This window comes from Planctomycetia bacterium (assembly GCA_015200345.1).
GTDB lineage: Bacteria > Planctomycetota > Phycisphaerae > UBA1845 > UTPLA1 > PLA3.
On sequence record CP054187.1, the window covers coordinates 743,199 to 763,242 of the forward strand.

Sequence of the window (20,044 nt, forward strand, 5' to 3'; positions counted from 1 at the left end):
CAATACCGGTGTGCGTTCGACTCGCGCAGACCGCAGCCTCGCCGGAACGGACTGTGGCGCTGGACGTCGCCCTCGCCCGGATGATCGCACCGATTGATGACCCCTTTGCGCATTTCCATCGTCACGCCCTGCCTGAATGACGCGCGATATATCGAAGAATGTCTGCACTCGATTCACGTTCAGGGCTATCCGAACCTTGAACACATCGTCATCGACGGCGGCTCGACCGACGGCAGCGTGGAAATCATCCGCCGGTATGCCGACCGGCTCGCGTATTGGATCAGCGAACCGGACGCAGGCCACGCCGACGCGCTGCACAAGGGCCTGGCCCGCGCGACCGGCGACGTGGTCACGTGGGTCTGCTCCAACGATCTGTTGCTCTCCGGCGCGCTGGAAAACGTCGCCGGGTTTTTCGCGGCGCACCCGGACTGCGAATGGGCCGTGGGGAATGGGCTGCTGATCGACGAGACCTCGCGGGTGACGGAGCGCGTCTGGGCAGTGCCGTTCACGGTGCGCAGCATTCAACTGTGGCAACTATGGGGCACCTGCCAGCCGGCGACGTTCATGCGGCGCCGGGCGCTGGAGCGCGTCGGCGGGATTGATCGCACCTTGAACGTCTGCGTGGACACGGACCTGTTCCTGCGCCTGGCGAAACTGGAAGTGCCCCTGCGGATTCCGCACTTCCTCGCCGCGTTAAGAATTCATTCAGACAGCCAATCGCAGCGCCATGCCGCGCGCGTACGCGAGACCGATGAGCGCATCAAGTCCGCGTCCGGCCGGCCGGTGTGGCCCGCGCAGTTGATGAAACTGGCCTATCGCTTCTACCATTGGCGCTATCGCGGCGTGCAGGTGTTGAATGAAACGCTGCGACGGCACAAGGCATACACCCTCGGCGCGTCCGTGTGGTCATCGCCGACGGAACAAGGGAGTCACTGACACGTGGAACGCATTCTGGTCACCGGTGGCGCGGGGTATCTCGGCTCGATCCTGACACCGACGCTGCTGCGCGAAGGATACAAGGTCACGGTACTCGACAATCTTGCTTTCGGGCAGACGCCGTTGCTGGATTGCTGCGCCGATCCGAACTTCACCTTCGTGCGCGGCGATGTCTGCAACCACGAGCAGGTCGGCCGCATGGTAGGCGATTTCGACGTGATCATCCCGCTGGCCGCCATCGTCGGCGCGCCGGCCTGCAAGGTGAACCCCGTCCTGTCACGGATGATCAATTACGACGCCATTCGCTTCATGGTGGACAAACTCTCTCCGCGGCAGCGCGTCCTCTTCCCCACAACCAACAGCGGTTACGGCGTCGGCGAGGCCGATGGATTCTGTACCGAGGAGACCCCGCTGCGACCGATCTCGCAATACGGGCGCGACAAAGTCGAAATTGAGAAGTATTTGCTTGACAAGGGCACAGCCGTGACGTTCCGCCTCGCGACGGTCTTCGGCATGTCCCCGCGGATGCGGCTGGACCTGCTGGTGAATGATTTCACGTTCCGCGCCTGGCGCGATCGGTTCATCGTCTTGTTTGAGGAACACTTCCGCCGAAACTTCATTCACATTCGCGACGTGGCGGCGGCGTTCCTGTTCGGCATAAAGAACTACGAGACGATGAAAGGGCGGCCGTTCAACGTCGGCTTGTCATCAGCGAACCTCACGAAGCGGCAATTGTGCGAAAAAATCCGCGAACAGGTGCCGGAGTTTCGCATCCTCTCGGACGCCATCGGTGAGGACCCGGACAAGCGCGATTACATCGTGAGCAACGAGCGGATCGAGAAACTGGGCTGGCGGCCGCGGCACTCGCTGGAAGACGGTATCCGCGAACTGCTTCGCGGGTTCCCGCTGCTGCGGCCGAATGCTTACGCGAACGTGTAGCAGGCAATCGCGCGGTTTTCTGCGCAGCAAGGAGCCATGGCACAACGGCGATTCATTCTGATCGATCATTCCATTCGCGGCTTCGGCGGTCATCATTACGAGTACGCCGTGCACGTGCTTGCCGCCGCGCGCGACGCGGGGTTTGAAACGATCCTCGCCGTGAATCGCGCTTTCACCGCCGACAGCGGACACGTTGAACCGTGGAAGATTGTACCGGTCTATGAGCACGGATTCTGGCGAAACATCGCCTCGCCGCCCAAGCACGCGATCCACAAGGACGGCTGGCGCCGCCGCTACTTCGAATGGAAGTTGCGCTTCAAACACGGCAAGTACGGCCAGATGCTGGCCATGATCCCGCTCTATCGGCAGTACTACACGCCCAGGACGATCCAGGCAGAAGCAAAGAGCAAACTCCAGCTCGTTTTCATGTTGCTCGGGCTGCTCCTTATCAAGTGGCCTTACAACGTGCTGGCGTCGACGGTGTATCTGCTCCGCGTCATCCTGGACCCGTTTGAGGAGTACTTGAAGCGCATTGGCGCAGCGATCTGGCACCTGATTCAGATGATCTTCTACCCGGTGCGCATTGTGCGGCATCTCAACCTGTTTGAACGCATCGCAAAACGGTCGTCAACCGCCTCGGAATTCTCACGCGACACCGCCGATCTCTTTCGCCGGATCGGCTTTCAAAAAGGCGACGTCGTCTTCATCCCCACCTTGTCGGATCACGACCTAAGCAGCTTGCAGAGCTTTCTGGCCAGTGAACCCGCCGCGCATCAGGCGAGCTGGCACCTGCTCTTCCGCCGGGATCTGCTGACGACTGACGACCGCAAGGCCGGCGCAACGTTGCCGTCGAACCCATCAGCGGTTCAAACCTTCCAGCGATTCCATCAGGCGGCGAACGGCACCGACGTGCGGTTCTACACCGACACCGACCGGCTCACGCACGAGTACAACGCGATGGGCACTTCGCGCTTCCGAACGCTGCCGATCCCGATCAATCCGCGCTTGACGGAGCAACTGAACCGCCACGGCGCTGCGCGGCCGCTCCGCATCGTCTACTGCGGCGATGCGCGGATGGAAAAAGGCTATCATCTTCTGCCGGATCTCGTACGCGACCTGCACCGCAACGGCCACGCCGACGACGTGGTTTTTCGCATCCAGAGCAACTTTGCCCATGCGCGACCGCAGGATGGAACGATCGAGCATCTCGCGCGGACCGAATTGCAGTTGTATCCCGCACGGCGCGTCGAAGTGATTCCGACGCCGCTGAACTCCGAGCAGTATCACGAACTGGTGGCTTCCGCGGACATCCTGCTCGTCTTGTACGACGCCGACAATTACTACGCGCGAAGCTCGGGCGTACTCGTGGAGGCGCTGGCGGCCGGCATTCCCGTTCTGACGCCGGCTGCGTCGTGGATGGGGCAACAAATCGCCGAGGCGACCTACGACTACTTGTCTGACCGGATTCGCCAGTCGAAACTCGTCGCGCGCGAGCAGTTGGGCAATGCGACACCGGGGGGCATGACGATCAAAAAGCCCTGGGATGCCACTGGAGTCTTTATTCGACTTCGACCGCCCACCGACGAATCACCGCAGGTCATTCTGGACATCGAGCAGCGCCGCAGCGGCGCGACGCGAGTCGTCGCTTCGAGCATGCTGCATCGCGTCGCGGGCCGAGCCGATTGCCTCGCATTATTCCGCCTCGATGCCGCCTCGGATGAGATTCAGTTGCGCCTCACCACGGCGGATCGACAAACCGAGCTTCCCATGCGCGGACTGGAGCTGGCTTTCACAAGCGATTCACCGGAGTCCCTCCACGGCGACGCCGCCGGGCGGACCTACCTGCCCGGGGAATCGATCTCCGATCATTTGAAACACCTGGTCGAGCACTACGAGCATTACCGGGATACCGCTCAGTCCTTTGCTCGAATCTGGAACGCCCGGCATTCGGCCGCGCGACTCGTGCAGGAGCTGGTGTCATGAAAGTGGCCTGCCTCTCCAACATCAGCATCGGCTACGGCACGCCGCAGATTGTGTACCTCACGCAATCGCTGGCCCGATACGCGGGTGACGCCCGACCCCTTCTGATCGAGAACGATCAGCCCGAGCGCCCGGCGCGCCACGGCCAGTACCCGGACCTCGACATTCGTCGCGTGCCTTCGCCGCACCATCCCTACTCTCGCCTCGGCGCGGTGCGCTATCTCAACACGGCCAGCGAGATGCTCGACGCGCATCAGCCGGATATCCTGATCCTGCCCAGTACGTACTGCCTGCCCGCGCTGTGGTTGATGAAGCACCGGCCGCGTTTCGTCATTTACTACGTACTCGAAATGCCCGATGCGTTCGGTTTCACGCGCGACGAGTTCCGATTGAACCTCTACTCGACGGACCGGATCGACCTCGCCATCTATCCCGAGCCGAACCGCGCGAAGATTCACATCGACACATTCGGCTTGCATCACGTGCCCGGACTGATCCTGTTCAACGCTCCCCCGCGAGACGATCTGCTACCGCTGCCATCTTCCGAACGCAACGGACGACTGCTTTATCAGGGGACGATTCACGAAAAACTCACGCGTGGCGACTTCTTTCTCGACGACGTCGTACAGGGATTGCCCATCGATCTTTACGGCATCGTTGACAGCCGCGACGACACGTTCCGCGACGGCATCATCAAGGGCCGTAAAGGCGTGCGCTACAAGGGATATGTCGACAACGTCGCGCTCCGCGCGCTGCGAAGGCATTACGCATTCAGCATTGTCTACTGGAACCCGATCAACGACAACCAGAAGTTCGCCTGTCCCAATAAGTTCTTTGAGTCCATCGCCGACGGGGTGCCGCCGATCAGCGCGCCGCATCCGCAATGCCGGATGCTGACGGAGCAATATCAGCTCGGTCTGGTCATGGACGACTGGTCGCAGGAGAGTTTCACCCGCTCGCTCGAACAGGCCGTGGAGCTGATCGGCACGCCGCGTTACGAGCGGATGGTACGCAATTGCCGCGAGGCGTTTGAACGCGAGTTGAACTGGGACACGCAATTTGAAAAGGTCGCGCGGATGCTGGATCGAATGCAGGAACGCAAACAAGGCGTTGCTTAAACCGTACGGCAAGGGAGCTTCGTGGGAGAATTCAACGTCAACAAGGTTCTGGTCACCGGCGCGAGCGGCTTTCTCGGCCGGCACCTCATGCCCGTGCTGCGTGCGCGCTACGGCGACCGCGCCGTCATCGGCGTCAGCAGCCGTGATTACGACCTGATGAATCCGGCCGCCTGTCGCGAGATGTTCGAGACACACCGACCCGATGTCTTCGTCCACCTCGCGGCTTATTCCGGCGGCATCGGCGCAAATCGCACCTACCCGGCCGACTTTTACTTTCGCAACACGATCCTGACCGCTCATGGGTTTCAATACGCGGCGGAGTTCAACGTCAAAAAGATGGTTTACCCCATGGGCGGCTGCTCGTACCCCGCCACGGCGCGCAGCCCCATCGACGAAGCGCAGATGTGGGAGGGTTATCCGCAGGCTGAAAGCGCCGGCTACTCCGCCGCCAAGAAAATGGGCCTCGTCGCGAGCCAGTCCTATCGCCAGCAATACGGATTGAAGACATCAGTAGTAATACCGGGCAACCTGTACGGCGAGTATGACAACTTCTCCCGGCTCGACTCGCACGTCGTGCCGGCCATGCTGCGACGCTACTACGAAGCGAAACTGGACGGCGCGCCGAAGGTCGTCATGTGGGGCAGCGGTCGGCCCACGCGGGACTTTGTCTACGCCGCCGACGTGGCCGCGGTGTTCCCTTTCTTCATCGAGGAATACGACTCAACCGAACCGGTCAACATCTCCAGCGGCACGACAACGTCGATCCGCGAACTGGCGGAGACGATCCGCACGATCACCGGCTACGACGGCCAGATCGAATGGGACATGACCAAACCCGACGGCCAGATGTTCAAGATTTTTGACGTGAGCCGATTGCACGGGCTGGGGCTGACGTGCGCGACGCCATTGGTCGAAGGCCTCCGCCGCACGTTTGCCTGGTTCAGTCGGCACTACGCGGATCAGTCCGATGGCATTCGACTCTGACGAGGCGCTCTCCTTTTTTTCGCGCGATGAGTGATTCAAGAATGATCGTATTCGTCCTGGGCGGCAGAGGTTTCGTCGGCAGCGCCTTCGTGCGATGGCTCACCGCGCGCGACATCGCGTGCGAGATCGTGTCGCGCGACAACTGGGACGCCTTCGCCGGCCGACGTTGTGACGTGCTGATCAACGCCGCCGGCAACTCTAAGAAGTTTCTCTCTGACCGTGATCCGGCGGCCGATTTCGACGCAACCGTGCGCGCGACCTTCGACTCACTGCACCGATTCAAGTTCGACCGTTATGTGCTGTGCTCCTCCTGCGACGTGTACGACGACTACGCCGATCCAGGCCGCACGCGCGAGGACGCCCCCATCGATCCCATGCGGCAAAGCCGCTATGGCTTTCACAAACAACTCGCCGAGCACCTCGTGCGATACGAAGCGAACCAACCGCTGATCATTCGTTTCGGCGGATTCGTCGGACCCGGTCTCAAGAAGAACCCCATCTTCGATATCCTGCGCGGCGGGCCGCTCTGGCTCCACCCTGACAGCCGGCTGCAATATCTTCACACCGACGAAGCCGCCAGAATTGTCTGGCAACTGGTCGAATCCGGTCGCTGGGGCGAGACGGTCAACGTCTGCGGAGACGGCGTCGTGCGACTCGCGGATGTCATCGCGCGCGTCGGCCAACCCGTGACCGTGCAGCCCGACAGCCCGACCGTGCATTACGAAATCAACATCGACAAGCTGCGCGGCTGGATGCCCGTGCCGCGTTCGGAACAGGCCGTCTTCGCCTTTGTCGACGCCGAAAAGCAACCGCCTCGCGGGTGACCGAATCGGCCGTATAATCCGGCCCGGGGTGACGCATGATACTCTGCAAGACGCCGCTTCGCGTGAGCTTCCTCGGAGGCGGCACGGATTTCCCTGAATACTATCGCGCGAACGGTGGCGGCGCGGTCCTCGGCACCGCGATCGACAAGTTCCTCTACCACTCGGTCATGCCGTTTCACTCGCGGCTGTTCGATTATTCGGTGCGCATCGCCTACCGCCGCGTCGAATGCGTTCAAAGCGTCGATCACATCGAACACGCTCCCTTCCGCGAAGTGCTGCGGCACGTCGGCATCCGTCGCGACGTGGAAATCAGCGTCACATCGGACCTGCCGTCGTTCTCCGGACTCGGCTCATCGTCCAGCTTTGTCGTCGGCCTGCTGAACGCGCTGCATGCCTTCGGCGGCAGAGCCGTCACCAAGCTGGACCTCGCGCAGCAGGCGATCCGAATCGAACGCGAAACGCTGCGCGAAGCCGTCGGCTGTCAGGACCAGGTCTTCGCCGCGTTCGGCGGGTGCAATCTCGTCGAGTTCACCGCGACGGACGACATCCTCGTTCACCGCATTCCCCTCAAGCGGGCACAGCTCGAAGAACTCGAGTCGATGCTGCTGATGTTTTACACCGGCATCGGACGCAAGGCCGTCGATCTGGAGGCGAAGAAAATCAGCAACATCGCAAAATTGACCGATCATCTGCGCGAAATGCGCCGGCTCGTGGATGAAGGCTATCGCGTCCTGACTGGCGGCGCGCCGCTCTCCGCGCTGGGCGGCCTGCTGGATCAAGCCTGGCGACTCAAAAAACAACTGGAGTCCGGCGTCAGCAACAGCGCGATCGACGGCATGTACGCCGCCGGTATGGAGGCCGGCGCCCTCGGCGGAAAAATCCTCGGCGCGGGCGGTGGCGGTTTCATGCTCTTCTGTGTCCCGCAGGAGCGACAGGCGGCCGTGCGCGCGGCCCTTGCGGCGCACTATGAGATTCCCATCGCCTTGAACGCCCCGGGCAGCCAGATCGTTCACGCGTGACGCATTCGGTTGACAAGTCGACTGGCATCATCGTCTCGCTCGCGGCGGTCGCGTGGGACTTTCCGCTCGTCGGCCGCACCCGCATGTTGCATGAAGCATGGCATCGTGCCGGACGCGAATCCATCTTTGTCGAGGCGCCGCATTCCTGGCGCGCCGCGATCCGACGCGCGCTGCGCGGTCCACCGCCCGCGCCAATTCCCGTCATCCGGCCCCGGCCTACCTGGCCCGCGCGGTTCTGGCATCAGCTCGGCGAGCCGCGCGTGCGCCGCGCGCTGCGACGCCGCGCTGATTCACTTCGACACCGGCTCGGTTCGCGGCTCGATTGGTCGCGCGCCACCGTCATCGTCGTCACGCCAGCTTGGCTGCCCTGGCTGGACGCCTTGCCCTTTGGCCGCGTTATTTATGACTGCATCGACGACCTCGCCGTCCACGCGCCGCACCCCGGACTGCGCCGAATGATCGAAGCATGGGAACGCGAATTGATCGTCCGTGCAGATGCCGCCGTCGTGACAGCTACGTCGCTGGGCGATCGGCTGCGAACCCAACGGCCGGACCTGCGCATCGAACTCATTCAAAACGCAGCGGACGTCGAGCGATTCCAGCGCCTCGCGGCTTCATCCCCGCGCCCCGCCGATTTGCCAACCGGTCGACCGATCCTCGGCTTTGTTGGAGCGCTTTTCGAATGGATCGACTTCGATCTGATCGAGCAAACCGCGCGGCGCGCGAGAGGCTGGCAGCTCGTCCTCATCGGACCAACCGATTCACCTGCGCGCCTGCGAGCGTTGCAAGAACTGCCCAACGTTACGTGGCTCGGTCCGCGCGACCCGCGCGAGGTGCCGGCCTACGTCGCAGCGTTCGACGCATGCTGGGCGCCGTTCCGGCCGATCGCCGTCTCGATGGCGGCCAATCCCGTCAAGCTTTACGAATACCTCGCGCTGGGCAAGCCAACCTTGACGACGGCCGTCGCTGACATGGCCCGTTTTGGCGAAACCATCGGTGTCGTCCACAATGTGGACGACGTAATGGAAGCCTTGCGCAGAGTTGACACCGAGTCGGCCGACTCAACCGAGAAGCGTCGACGTTTCGCCGCAGACAACGACTGGAATGCCCGGGCAGGTCAATACGCTTGTTTCATTGAGGCTTTGTCACGATGAGCGTTGTGCGAAATTTGCAAACCTGGGGCGAGATGGTGAAGTTCTCGCACTCCGTCTTCGCGCTGCCGTTTGCGCTGGTCGCCACCGTCATGGCAGGCCGAAACCTCCCTGCGGGTCACGCCTCGGCGGGCCAGTTCGCGCTGATCATTCTCTGCATGGTCGCGGCGCGAAGCTTCGCCATGACCTTCAATCGCATCGCCGATGCCGACTTCGACGCGCGCAACCCGCGCACCGCCTCGCGCCCGATCCCCACCGGCCGCATCTCGCGCCGCAGCGCGTGGATATTCCTCATCGCCTTCGCCTTGCTCTTTACCGCCGGCTGTTACGGCTTCCTGCACTCCTTCGGCAACCGCTGGCCGCTGATTCTCTCCCTCCCCACCCTCGCCGCGCTGGCGGGCTACTCCTACGCCAAGCGATTCACGCCGCTGGCACATTTCATCCTCGGAATGGCCATCTCCTTCGCCCCGGTTGCCGCCTGGATCGCCATTCACCCCGCCTCCCTCGGAAGCGGGCCGCCCTTTCTGCTCATGGCCGCCGTCATGAGCTGGATCACCGGCTTCGACATCATCTACGCTTGTCAGGATATTGACATCGACCGGCGCGAGCAGTTGAACTCCATCCCCGCCGCGCTCGGCATCGGCCCCGCCCTGCTCGTCTCGCGAGGCTGTCACGTCATGTGCATCGCCATGCTTGTCGGGTTCGGTCTCGTCTGCCACCTCGGCTGGATCTACTGGTCCGGCCTGGGCATCACCGCCGTCTTGCTCGCCGCCGAGCAGGCCGTCGTCCGCCCCAATGACCTCTCCCGAGTCAACCTCGCATTCTTCACACTCAACGGCTGCGTCAGCCTGCTCTTCGCCGCTGCGGCGATCACCGACATCCTCCTGACCACCCGTGCGACCGCCTGAAGCCCGCCATTAATCCGCCCCGCACGGGTGCCCCGTTCTTAGCGCATCGATGGGTAGGGTCGCGATGATGGGCCGGCAATTCCAGTTCTAGTTGTAGGGTGGGCACTGCCCACCGTTCAAGTTTATGGTGCGTCGAGTCGCAAATCCGCCGCGGCGGGGACGCCGGCCGCTACGGCTGACCACCGGCGACTGACCACTGCCTTCTGGCTCTCGGCTCATGGCACACGGCTCACAACTTCTGCCTGGCTAAAGGCTAACGGCTACTAGCTAATGGCTGATGGCAAATAGCTAAAAACCCCAGGAACAGCTAGAACTGGTTACAAAACTCCCCCCAAAATCGCTTGACGCGCCACGCATATTCTTTTGACACGCCCTCGGCACCTGTGTTACACTGCCGTCATCGCGGATCTGACCTTCCCCCTGCCTTTAGTCCACCTTGAGGAAACAAGGTCATGTGTATACGTGAGTCATTGTGGCCGGGCGCTTGCCGTCGTAATTGTTTATCAGTTGTTTTCGCACAGTTTCTATTGATGATCGGTTCTACATCATTTGCGATTGCGCAAATGAATGCATGGCACACGGCCGCGCCGCTCACATCAAATGCTTATGTCGATTCCAACGCTTCTCCCCCCATGGTATATTCGGGCCACTAAACTTGAGGTGCAATGGTGCCGCGGGCTCTTGTTCTTGGCTCATAACGACTCGCTTGAGAATAGTCAACGGAACAGCAATTCGCTATGACTTATGGCTGCGGGATGCAGAGGGCTCTGCAACCAGCTTAACTATCAGTCAAACATCAATCGCCGGATCGCCATTCTCGATCCCTCTTATCCTCACCGAGAACAACTCGGGGGGCTTCCTCTTGAGGATTCACGCAGAATCGTCGGCACAGGTTCCCGCAAACGAGAACGTTGGGCACTTCATGCACAGTTTCGTTTTGACCCAAACTATCGCGCAGACGAGCGGGACACAAAACATCATCGCCGCGTCTTATTATGGCTTCGAAGGAACCGGGCCGCTCACAGACCCCGGCTATGGCACACGATTCGCGTCGGTTGACAACAACCAACTGATTAGACATGTCTTCCTGTATCAAGAGTGGAACAATCCCGTCATTCGAATCACGAACACCCCCGAACCCACCACGGCCGCGATGCTCCTCGCCCTGGCGCTGCTGCTGCGACGGCGGCGCGTGAACCAACCCGCGAATCACGCCGTAAATCCGCCCTGCCACGGCAGTTGCCAGAAGGCGCCGTCCGGCATATAGTGGCCGGGCTATGAAGCAGGGAATTCACAGGCTTTGGATTCTCCTCCTGACCGTCCTGCCGTGGGCCGGCGTCTCGGCCGGTCCGGCGCTGGCGGCGGTGCAGGCCGATCTCGCGCGCGAGGCGGACCGCGCCGCGGCGGAGCAGGCTGCACGTCGGACTGCCGAGGCATCCTCGAACCGATTGCCATTCTCGTCCGGTGAGGAAGTTCTGTTTGGGAGGACGCATTCACCCGCGAAGGACGCGGCCGACAACAACGCTCCCGATTCGCATCGAACCACGGGCGAAGGTCGGTTCGTTTCCGCGCCGTCGGCCATCAAGCCCGGCGACAGCGATTCGAACGCCGGCATCGATCTGGCGCTGGCCGGCGGCGCTTCGGAATGCGATTCACTTGTGAAACTTGAGCGCGGCAACCTGTCCGCCGGCGCGCTGGTCGTCGCGGCGCTGCACTATCCCATCTATCAGGCGCAAGCGCCACCGCACGCGCCGGCCCTCTTGCAGGGCTGATCGACCACGGCGGCGTACTGCCCTTGGTTTGAATCGGGCAGTCGCCCAGTGGAACGTTCTAACGGACTCAACGGGCGCCGCCGATTCGGCAGCGTCGACTCCTTCTTTCGAAATCTGAAAACCAAACTGACTCCTGCCGCCTCCGTGTCGCATTGAACCGCACGGCGAGAACGAGCAACGAGTCATTCAAACGAGGCTGAAAACAAGGCGGAATCTCATGAACGAACGTGACATGTGGTGGAAGATCGTGGTGGTCGGATGTCTGTGCGCCCTGGGCTTTGCCAGCATCTGGCCGTTCGAGCAGAAAATGAAAATGGGCATCGACCTGTACGGCGGCTACAGCCTGCTGTACGAGATCGACGACACGGGCGTGGCGCCCGACGCGCGGCGCGAGTTGTCGGAGAAAGTCATGCGCGTCTTGCGCGAGCGCATCGACCCGCAGGGCGTGTTTAACCTCGTCTGGCGACCGGTCGGTCACAATCGGCTGGAGATTCAAATGCCGCGGCCCAGCGAGGACGTGCGCAAGGCCCGCCACGATTTCGAGGAGTTGCAGGAGCAGATTCAGGCGACAGCCCTGCGCCGCACCGACGTGCTCCGCGCGCTGGAGAAGCCCGCGGCCGACCGCCCGGCGCTGCTGGAAAAACTCGCGCGTGGTTTGGAAATTCGTAAACCGCTGATCGCCGCGTGCGCCACCGCCTACGACGCGTGGCAAACCATGAAGCGCGATTATGCAAAGCGCGAGGCCGAGGCGACAAGGGACAACCTCACGCGCGAACAGGTCATGGAAGCCGTGAAGAAGCCCGCGAACGAACGCAGCGCCGCGCTGGACGCCCTGGTCCGGGGTCTGCCGCAGCGCAAGGCGCTCCTCGAAACAGCCGCCAAGGCGTGGGAGGAATTTGACCAGGCCAAGTCCGCCGCCGGCGCGACGCCCCCCGTCGAAAAGACCGCCGAGCTGAACGCGAAGGAGACGGCCTTCCTCGACGCGGTGGCGAAGGTGATGGAGCTGAACGTCGATCCGAACAAGTTCGAGGACGGGCCGACGATCGACAAGGTGCTGAAGCTGGAGATGGAGTTCGACGCCGCGCTGGCCGCTCTGATGGCCACGAACCTCGACATTGGTCGCTTGCAGACGGTGCTTGATTCCAAACCCGGATCGAAGATTCGCGCCGAAGCGATGGCGCGGCTCACCCTGGACTATCCGCACATGACGGCCCAGATCGAAGGGCTGGTCAAGGCCAACGATCGCCTGAACACCAAGCGCAAGGGCGAAGGCCGGCTCGAAGATCCGGCCGATTTGCAGCGCATGCTCAAGGGCGCGGGCGTACTGGAGTTTCGCATCCTCGCGGCGGCCGACCCGCAGGACCCGCAGAAATTCGAGCCGTATCGCGAGTCGCTGCGGACGCGCGGGCCGCGCCGCGCGCCCGGCGAGGAGAACTACCAGTGGTTCGAGATTCAGGACCCGGTGGATTTTCTGAATATCAAGGACCGGATCAAGTTCGAACAGGAGTTCGAGCAGGTCAAGAACAACTACGGCGTGATCGTCGAGCGCTTCGGCGACAAGTATTACGTCCTGTCCCACATCACACCCGACCAATCCATGACGCACCGGGTCGGTGAGTCGCAATGGGCACTCACCGCGGCCCGCTTTACGCGCGATGATTTCAACCGTCCCGCCATCGGCTTCGAGCTGAACGAAGTTGGTGGTGACAAATTCGCCACACTCACGCGCATCAACAAGGGCCGCCAGCTTGCCATCTTCATCGACGACCAGTGCGTCTCCCACGCGACGATCGAAGCGGTGATTCGCACCAGCGGCATCATCCGCGGCAACTTCACGCCGCAGGAAGTGCAGGAGATGGTCCGCAAGCTCGATGCGGGCAGCCTCCCGCGCAAGCTCAAAGACCCGCCGATCTCCGTCCGTGCCATTGGCCCGTCACTTGGCGAAGCCAATCGTGCCGCCGGCCTCACGGCCGCGAAATGGGGCCTGATGGCCGTGGTCGTGTTCATGCTGGTCTACTACCGCTATGCGGGATCCGTGGCCCTCGTCGCCGTGGGAATGAACCTGCTGTTTACCTTGGCCGTCATGGCCATCATGGGCGCGACGCTCACCCTGCCCGGCATCGCCGGCCTCGTGCTCGCCCTGGGCATGTCCGTCGACGCCAACGTGCTGATCAACGAGCGCATCCGCGAGGAGCTTGAAAAAGGCACCGCCATGCGCATGGCCATCCGCCTCGGTTACGAGCGGGCCTTCAGCGCGATTCTCGACTCGAACCTTACCACGCTGCTCACCTGTCTCATTCTCTATGTGCTGGGCAGCGAAGAGATCAAGGGCTTCGGTCTCACGCTGGGCATCGGCGTGTTCATCAACCTGTTCACGGCTTACTTCGTCACCAAGATGTTCTTCGAGACCATGGTGATGCCGGTCATCCCGCGCGAAGTGACCCGGCTTCCGGGCCTCTTCGCAGCCGCCATCGCCGGCTTCGGCGGGCTGCTCTACGGCGCGGGTCATCTGTGGAATGCCCCCGAGCTGCGCGATCAATCGGTGCTGATGGGCTTCGGCAAAGCCGTGGCCTGGATGGCGCCGGGCGTGCTGCTGATCCTCGTGCTGATGTTCATCATGCGAGGCATTCACAATTCGTTCCAGAGCGGCGGACGTCCGAGGCTCCCGATGATGAACCTCATCGGCGTGCCGCGCATCAACTGGATCGGCCTGAAACCGGTGTTCTTCACGGCGTCGATCCTGATCACCATCGTCGGCCTGGGAGCGTTCTTCTCGCTTGGAGCCGATCGACTCTACGACATCGAGTTCCTCGGCGGAACGGCGGCGCAGATTGATCTGGTCAAGCCTGGCTCCCTCGATCAAACCGAGATCGCCAAGCGGCTGGAGCAATCGGCCGAGAAACTTCGCGGGTTCGCCGGTGCGATGGACAAGGCGACGGTCACGGCGGCCGGTGCGGATACGTTCACGGTGAACTGCCCCGGTGTGCCGGCGTTCCGGCTTGAGCCGGTCATCCGCGACGTGATGAAGGAGCAGCTAAGCGAAGTCGGACCGATTGCCTACAGCGATCCGGGGTCCGAATCGGTGAGCATCCGCACGCGAAGCGAGGCGAAGGTCGACGAGGCCGGCATGAAGGCGTTTGTCGTTGCGATGGCGGACCGCCTGCGGCGCAGCGCCGATTCGATCGGCCGGGCACAAGTGCAGAGCGTGCAGTCGGCCGAGCCGGGCGCGCCGCGCGGCGCGTCGTTTGAGATTGTGACGCTGGAGACGAACAAGGAACTGGTCGTCGGGGCGATCCTCGATTACATGAAGGACGACTTGAGCGTTCAGCAGGCCCTGACGTTCAACCTGATGGAGGACAAGTCATCGGGCAACGTGCCCTACTTCGCGGTGCGAAGCGAAAATGTGCGCGAGCTGAACCTGCCGATCGCGCCGGAAGAGGCGACGGAGATCGACCTGACCGGCTGGCGCGGCGGCGTGGCGATGATCCTCGACAAGGTCTCACCACCCCAGAAACTGGAGTCCCTTCAGAATCGTTTGCGTGCCATGCGGCTGCAACCGGGGTTTGAGTCGCACGGCTGGCGGCAATCGGCCGTGTTCGGATTGAAATCGGCGCCGGGGAGCGGCGACGCCTACGAGCGCGTCATGGTCGTCGTGGCCGATGAGAATTACCCCCTGCTCGATGAACAGGGCGGCCTGTCGTCGGCATGGGTGACCGATCTGGCCGAGCAGGAAGTGAAACTGATTCAGGACGCCTTGCAACGGCAAACGTCGCTAAGCCAGATCACGCAGTTCGACAAGCAGGTGTCGGGCGAGGCGCAAACAGACGCCTACATCGCCATCGCGTTGAGCTGGTTGATCATCATCCTTTACGTTTGGTTCCGATTCGGAAACGTGCGCTGGGGCATGGCGGCGGTCGTGGCGCTGATCCACGACATCTGCGTGGCCCTGGGCTTCATCGGGCTGGCGCACTACGCCGCCGCGACGCCCATCGGGCGGGCGCTCATGCTGGAGCCGTTCCGCATCGACCTGGCGATGGTGGCCGCCGTGATGACCATCATCGGGTACTCGGTTAACGACACGATCGTCATCTTCGACCGCATCCGCGAGAACCGCGGTCGGCTGAAGGACGTCACGCCGGATCTGGTGAATACGGCCATCAGCCAAACCCTGGGACGCACCCTCTTGACCGGAACGACGACCTTTGCGACGATCCTGATCATGTACATCTTCGGCGGACCGGGGATTCATGGCTTCAACTACGCCATGTTCATCGGTATCCTGACCGGAACGTACAGTTCGTTCGGCGTTGCGAGCCAGTTGCTCGTCAAACGCGGGCGCAGCAGCACGGACGTTTCAGCGTTGCGACCGGCAACGGCGTAGTGCCGGGACGGCTCGCCCGACGAGATATTCAAACCCGGCGGGTTTGCCGCCGGGGCGGCAGGGCGCGGTCGACGGGTCTTCGCGGACCCGTCGACCGGGTATCACGGAGGATCATCATGAGCACCGAAGCACGGATTGGGGTGGTGGCCGGCCTGTTCATCGTCGTCGTGACGAGCGTCTATTTCTTCTACGGCCAGTCCTCCAAGATGGACGACCTGCTGGTCACGTCCACCGGGGCCAAGGTCGCGCCGCCCAAGATTCCCGCCGCGGGCGATTCCCCCAAGCCTGCTGCCCCAGCGACCACGCCGCCGACCGCCCTGGCGAATCAGCAGACTCCGGCCGCGCCGCCGACCGGCGCTGCCGCCTTGCCGACGGCTCGCGATCATTCGATTCCGACCGTCGGCACGGAGCGTGTGGCGTCCGCGACTAATCCATTGAATGCGCCTGGGAGCACGCCGAGCGGTGTATCGAAACCGGCGGCAAACGACACCGGTCCGACCTTCGGTTTGGCGCGCGGTGCACCGCCGCGGATCGGCGGTGAGACGCCCGCGCCCGCCGCCGCCACAGGTGACGATCTCGCTCCCACCACGTGGGATCATCTGTCCCAATCGAAGGATAAGTCCGCCGAACGCATCGCGCCGGGTGGCAATTCCAGCCCAGCTTCCGAGGATTTGCCCGCGCTCGCGGTCGGTGGACCCGATCGCCGGCCCGACGCAAAACCGCTTTCCGCGGCCGGCCCCGATCAGACCCCGCCCCGCGACGCGGCCCATTCGCGTGCCGCCGACGCGCGACCCGCCGGAAAATCCACAAATGTCGATATAAAACCCGGCTCCGCGCCGTCAGCCTGGCCCAAGCAGCACAAAATCGTCTCCGGCGACACGCTCATCGGGCTGGCCTTTGCCTATTACGAGGACACATCCCGCGTGGATGCCATCCTCGCCGCCAACCCGCAGATCAAGAACCCTCGCGGCCTGAAGATCGGACAGGTCGTGACGATCCCCGCGCCAAGCGGCGAGCAAGCGCCACCGATTCGGACCGCCGCAGCGCCGCGCAGCGAATCGTCCGGACTCGTCACCCTGACCGGGCGAACGGCCACGCCGCATGAATCCGCCAAGACGGATTCGCCCGCCAAACCGGCCGCCGTCCGCACTTACATCGTGCTCGAAGGCGACACGTTCTACTCCATCGCCGCGAAGTTGTACGGCGACGGCAACAAGTGGCGAACGCTCTACGATGCTAATAAGTCAACCGTCAAGAATGACCCGAAACGCCTCCGCACTGGGATGACTCTGACGGTCCCGGCGCCCGACGCTCAACGACCCTGAACCCGACGTCGCGATAGCATCCACACCAGCAGCCCCGCGTTGACCAGCGCGAAGAACTCCCCGGTGCGCAGACCAAACCACGGACCGCTCGCCATGCGCCGCGACCATTCCGTGTACCACCCATCCGCTGGACCCGCCCACACCCAGCATTGATTCACCGTCACGCTCAACGCCAGCAGCCCCGCGCCGATCGCCCACGCTGCCGTCGGCCGCGCCGCCCAGAGCCACAGCGCCACGGCCGGGAAGAGGTACCGTTCGTGCATTTGCGTGGCGAGGACAAAGAACGCAAGCGGCAGGACGCACGCGGCCCAGTCGGTCCAATGCTCGAACGATTCGATGCCTTGGAGCGCCCGACGGGCACGGGAAAGCACATACACCCACACGCCCAGCACGGCGATCAGTCCAAGCGCACGCGGCGTCAGGCCTGCCAGCCACGCCGCGTCGTCCCGGGCATACACGCGAGCCAGTTGTGCCAGATCGGGCGCATCGAGCGGTCGTTGCAGGAACCACGCCGAAAACCCGTTGAGATGCGTGAAGGGATAAAACGTCGCCGCGCCAACCAATGCATCCCAGACGCCATCAAGGCGACTGCGAACCGGCCAAAGCAGTGCCACCGCGACCACAAACGATGCCGAAATGGCTCGCGCGATGGCCTGCCGATCGGTTCGCACAACGCGTACCAGCGCGACGAGCCAGATCGGCGCGATCATGGCGGCCTGCGGCTTGGTCAGAACCGCGGCGACCGCCATCGCCGCCATCCAGCCGATTCGCCCGCGCCGCGCCGCCTCCAGCGATGCCACCAGGATCAGCGACAGGATGCCGTCCATCTGCCCCCAGGCGGCGCTGTTGTGCCACACACACGGCAGCAATGCATACGCCGCGCCGGCCGAAGCCGCCCACGCGCCGCCCACGCGCCCCCACAGCAGGCTCACGAGCAGCATCGCCAGCGCCGCGTCGGCCAGCACCGACGGCAGCTTAAAGAAGAAATACGCCTGCCGGGCCTCGGGCGTGCCGTACGATAATCCGACTTCGCCGAATGTCTGAATAGACAGGCGGGACTCCGGCGTGGCAAACAAATCATGCACCCGGGCCACGCCCTTCAACAAATACAAGTACCCCGGCGGATAGTTCGAGATCCGCCGTCCGTCGGGTCGCTGGTCATACAAGGCCGCCGTGCCCAGCGCCGCGCCGCGATCGGCCCACATCACGAACTGCATCAAATCGCCGCCGAAGCCCGGCTGCGTCATCAGCGGCAGGCGGATCGCCAGCGCCGCCGCGAAGGCCGCGGCCATCGCCGATCGCGTCCAGCCGTCCGTTCGCATGCCCGATGCACCCGAGTTCGAACCGCCCGCCCTCTTGGAATCGGCCGTCACGGCTTCGCTCGTTGTGTCCATGTCCATTTCCGAAGCAGACGCAAGACGCCCCCCTCACGAGATAGATACATCAGTCTTAACTTTGCCGCACGCGAACCCAGTTCCGGCAGGCGACCGGCCGCACGATCCACGACACCGATCGCGCGCACAAAATCCTCCGCCTCGCACGACGATCGCCCTGCCGACGCCGCGAAGTATCGCCCCAGCCATCCTGCTACCGCAACGCTCAACCACAACGCCGCGACCCCGTCCAGCATCGGCCACCCGTAATATCCATGGCCGAACGCCCCACGACTGACAAGCCGTTGCCGGACATAACGCGTGGCGAGCTCCTCGCACTCCGCAGATTGGCTCGCGCCGGCGGCAGCCACCGCCTCGACCTCCGCATGCGTCACACGCCGCCCCCCCCGCACGACCCCTCCCAGTACCTCGTTGCACCCCTCCAAGTCCCGGACAAACCGCCTCGCGCGCCGGAGTTGATTCAGCCGAAATCGCCACGCCTTCCATCCACTCGTCCGCGCCTGGTGCAAGTCGAGATGTTCGCAATGTGCGAAGATCGCCTGGCGGAACAGCGCCGTCTGCCGGGCCGTCGGCTCGGCTGTCTCGTGAGACGGCGCGGCCCCTTCATCGTCCGTTTGTCCCGACGCAAGCAATCGCACCAACTCCACAAAACGCTCCTCGCGCACCGCATCAAGCCGCGCCGCTCGCAACGCGCTTACAAGCTGCCACGTATCCGTCAGTCGTCGCTCCAGTGGGATATCCCGATCCGCCAGCCGTGAATCCAGCACATCGATCAGCGCTGCCGCTTCCAGCTCGCTCGCCGCTCGGTCCGGACGCAGATACCACCGATCCGATCCGCCCGTCAGCAACTCCGGTTCAGTTGCTTCCAACGCGCCCGCTAACTGCGCGATCTCCACGCGGTGGCGCGCCAGCGGCCGGCCTGCATTGCGCGCCACCGACGGACAATCAAATCGAATCGGCGCACGCACGCGCCCGTCCTGTTTCTCAAGTGAGAACGGATACATGCGACAAGCAAGAGGCTTGGCGTCGGCCCCATGCTCGACATGGATGCGGCACCGCCCGTCACCTTGAAGAAAAACACACCCGCCGTCAGGACGATGGTTCAACACTCGCTCGCCGCGCAGGATGACGTACGGCTCGATCCCCAGCTTGGCACGCCATGACTGCTGATCGATCCGATCGCAATCAACCGGCGTGAGATGTACCACCAGTTCCCGGCAGCAGTTCGTGCAACCGTGGCAGTCGAACTTCTGCCCTGCGGCGTCCGTAATCAGCACCGTCAGCTTCGTCATGGCCGGCGGATTCTACGCGGT

The 20,044-nt window shown here is 63.1% G+C and carries 15 protein-coding genes; 13 read left to right on the forward strand and 2 right to left on the reverse strand.

The features are described from left to right. Positions 1 to 96: 96 nt before the first annotated feature. The 13 genes from HRU71_03280 to HRU71_03340 all read left to right on the forward strand — a co-directional run bounded on the left by HRU71_03280 (position 97) and on the right by HRU71_03340 (position 17,337). Positions 97 to 936, forward strand: coding sequence for a glycosyltransferase (locus HRU71_03280; GenBank protein QOJ02567.1), 840 nt, complete (start codon positions 97 to 99; stop codon positions 934 to 936). A 3-nt stretch (positions 937 to 939) separates the two neighbouring features. Further along, complete coding sequence (locus HRU71_03285) at positions 940 to 1,875, forward strand: NAD(P)-dependent oxidoreductase (protein ID QOJ02568.1); 936 nt, start codon at positions 940 to 942, stop codon at positions 1,873 to 1,875. Between the two features lie 36 nt (positions 1,876 to 1,911). Next, a complete protein-coding gene (locus HRU71_03290; protein ID QOJ02569.1) occupies positions 1,912 to 3,858 on the forward strand; it encodes a hypothetical protein in 1,947 nt (648 codons plus the stop codon). Then, on the forward strand, positions 3,855 to 4,973 hold the full coding sequence (locus HRU71_03295; protein ID QOJ02570.1) for a glycosyltransferase: 1,119 nt from the start codon (positions 3,855 to 3,857) through the stop codon (positions 4,971 to 4,973). Before HRU71_03290 ends, HRU71_03295 begins: the two co-directional genes overlap by 4 nt. An 87-nt stretch (positions 4,974 to 5,060) precedes the next feature. Continuing rightward, positions 5,061 to 5,957: an NAD-dependent epimerase/dehydratase family protein gene (locus HRU71_03300; GenBank protein ID QOJ04906.1), complete on the forward strand. Its 897-nt coding sequence runs from the start codon at positions 5,061 to 5,063 to the stop codon at positions 5,955 to 5,957. A 41-nt stretch (positions 5,958 to 5,998) separates the two neighbouring features. Then, complete coding sequence (locus HRU71_03305) at positions 5,999 to 6,781, forward strand: NAD(P)-dependent oxidoreductase (GenBank protein QOJ02571.1); 783 nt, start codon at positions 5,999 to 6,001, stop codon at positions 6,779 to 6,781. Positions 6,782 to 6,816: 35 nt separating this feature from the next. Beyond that, the gene (locus HRU71_03310; protein ID QOJ02572.1) at positions 6,817 to 7,800 is read left to right on the forward strand and encodes a GHMP kinase; all 984 of its coding nucleotides are present in this window, start codon (positions 6,817 to 6,819) and stop codon (positions 7,798 to 7,800) included. Beyond that, positions 7,797 to 8,954 (forward strand): glycosyltransferase, encoded by a 1,158-nt coding sequence (locus tag HRU71_03315; GenBank protein ID QOJ02573.1) that lies wholly within the window; start codon positions 7,797 to 7,799, stop codon positions 8,952 to 8,954. Before HRU71_03310 ends, HRU71_03315 begins: the two co-directional genes overlap by 4 nt. Next, positions 8,951 to 9,859, forward strand: coding sequence for a UbiA family prenyltransferase (locus HRU71_03320; GenBank protein ID QOJ02574.1), 909 nt, complete (start codon positions 8,951 to 8,953; stop codon positions 9,857 to 9,859). The genes HRU71_03315 and HRU71_03320 overlap by 4 nt, the downstream gene beginning before the upstream one ends. 706 nt (positions 9,860 to 10,565) lie before the next feature. Further along, entirely contained in the window at positions 10,566 to 11,126 is a 561-nt protein-coding gene (locus HRU71_03325; GenBank protein ID QOJ02575.1) for a PEP-CTERM sorting domain-containing protein, read from the forward strand. A gap of 10 nt (positions 11,127 to 11,136) precedes the next feature. Beyond that, on the forward strand, positions 11,137 to 11,631 hold the full coding sequence (locus HRU71_03330) for a hypothetical protein (GenBank protein ID QOJ02576.1): 495 nt from the start codon (positions 11,137 to 11,139) through the stop codon (positions 11,629 to 11,631). Between the two features lie 217 nt (positions 11,632 to 11,848). Next, positions 11,849 to 16,012: a protein translocase subunit SecD gene (gene secD / locus HRU71_03335; GenBank protein QOJ02577.1), complete on the forward strand. Its 4,164-nt coding sequence runs from the start codon at positions 11,849 to 11,851 to the stop codon at positions 16,010 to 16,012. A 116-nt stretch (positions 16,013 to 16,128) separates the two neighbouring features. Continuing rightward, entirely contained in the window at positions 16,129 to 17,337 is a 1,209-nt protein-coding gene (locus HRU71_03340) for a LysM peptidoglycan-binding domain-containing protein (protein ID QOJ02578.1), read from the forward strand. Here HRU71_03340 and HRU71_03345 read toward each other — a convergent pair. Next, positions 17,325 to 18,731, reverse strand: a complete 1,407-nt coding sequence (locus HRU71_03345; protein QOJ02579.1) for a hypothetical protein — start codon at positions 18,729 to 18,731, stop codon at positions 17,325 to 17,327. The two genes, HRU71_03340 and HRU71_03345, sit on opposite strands and share 13 nt — an antisense overlap. Beyond that, the gene (locus HRU71_03350) at positions 18,707 to 20,023 is read right to left on the reverse strand and encodes a YkgJ family cysteine cluster protein (protein QOJ02580.1); all 1,317 of its coding nucleotides are present in this window, start codon (positions 20,021 to 20,023) and stop codon (positions 18,707 to 18,709) included. The genes HRU71_03345 and HRU71_03350 overlap by 25 nt, the downstream gene beginning before the upstream one ends. Positions 20,024 to 20,044 lie beyond the last annotated feature (21 nt).

Bases quoted from the DNA above. Each gene is read 5' to 3' on its own strand.
- HRU71_03280 (QOJ02567.1), top strand. From the start codon at position 97: ATGACCCCTTTGCGCATTTCCATCGTCACGCCCTGCCTGAATGACGCG.
- HRU71_03290 (QOJ02569.1), top strand. From the start codon at position 1,912: ATGGCACAACGGCGATTCATTCTGATCGATCATTCCATTCGCGGCTTC.
- HRU71_03295 (QOJ02570.1), top strand. From the start codon at position 3,855: ATGAAAGTGGCCTGCCTCTCCAACATCAGCATCGGCTACGGCACGCCG.
- HRU71_03300 (QOJ04906.1), top strand. From the start codon at position 5,061: ATGCCCGTGCTGCGTGCGCGCTACGGCGACCGCGCCGTCATCGGCGTC.
- HRU71_03305 (QOJ02571.1), top strand. From the start codon at position 5,999: ATGATCGTATTCGTCCTGGGCGGCAGAGGTTTCGTCGGCAGCGCCTTC.
- HRU71_03310 (QOJ02572.1), top strand. From the start codon at position 6,817: ATGATACTCTGCAAGACGCCGCTTCGCGTGAGCTTCCTCGGAGGCGGC.
- HRU71_03320 (QOJ02574.1), top strand. From the start codon at position 8,951: ATGAGCGTTGTGCGAAATTTGCAAACCTGGGGCGAGATGGTGAAGTTC.
- HRU71_03330 (QOJ02576.1), top strand. From the start codon at position 11,137: ATGAAGCAGGGAATTCACAGGCTTTGGATTCTCCTCCTGACCGTCCTG.
- secD (QOJ02577.1), top strand. From the start codon at position 11,849: ATGAACGAACGTGACATGTGGTGGAAGATCGTGGTGGTCGGATGTCTG.
- HRU71_03340 (QOJ02578.1), top strand. From the start codon at position 16,129: ATGAGCACCGAAGCACGGATTGGGGTGGTGGCCGGCCTGTTCATCGTC.
- HRU71_03345 (QOJ02579.1), bottom strand. From the start codon at position 18,731: ATGGACACAACGAGCGAAGCCGTGACGGCCGATTCCAAGAGGGCGGGC.
- HRU71_03350 (QOJ02580.1), bottom strand. From the start codon at position 20,023: ATGACGAAGCTGACGGTGCTGATTACGGACGCCGCAGGGCAGAAGTTC.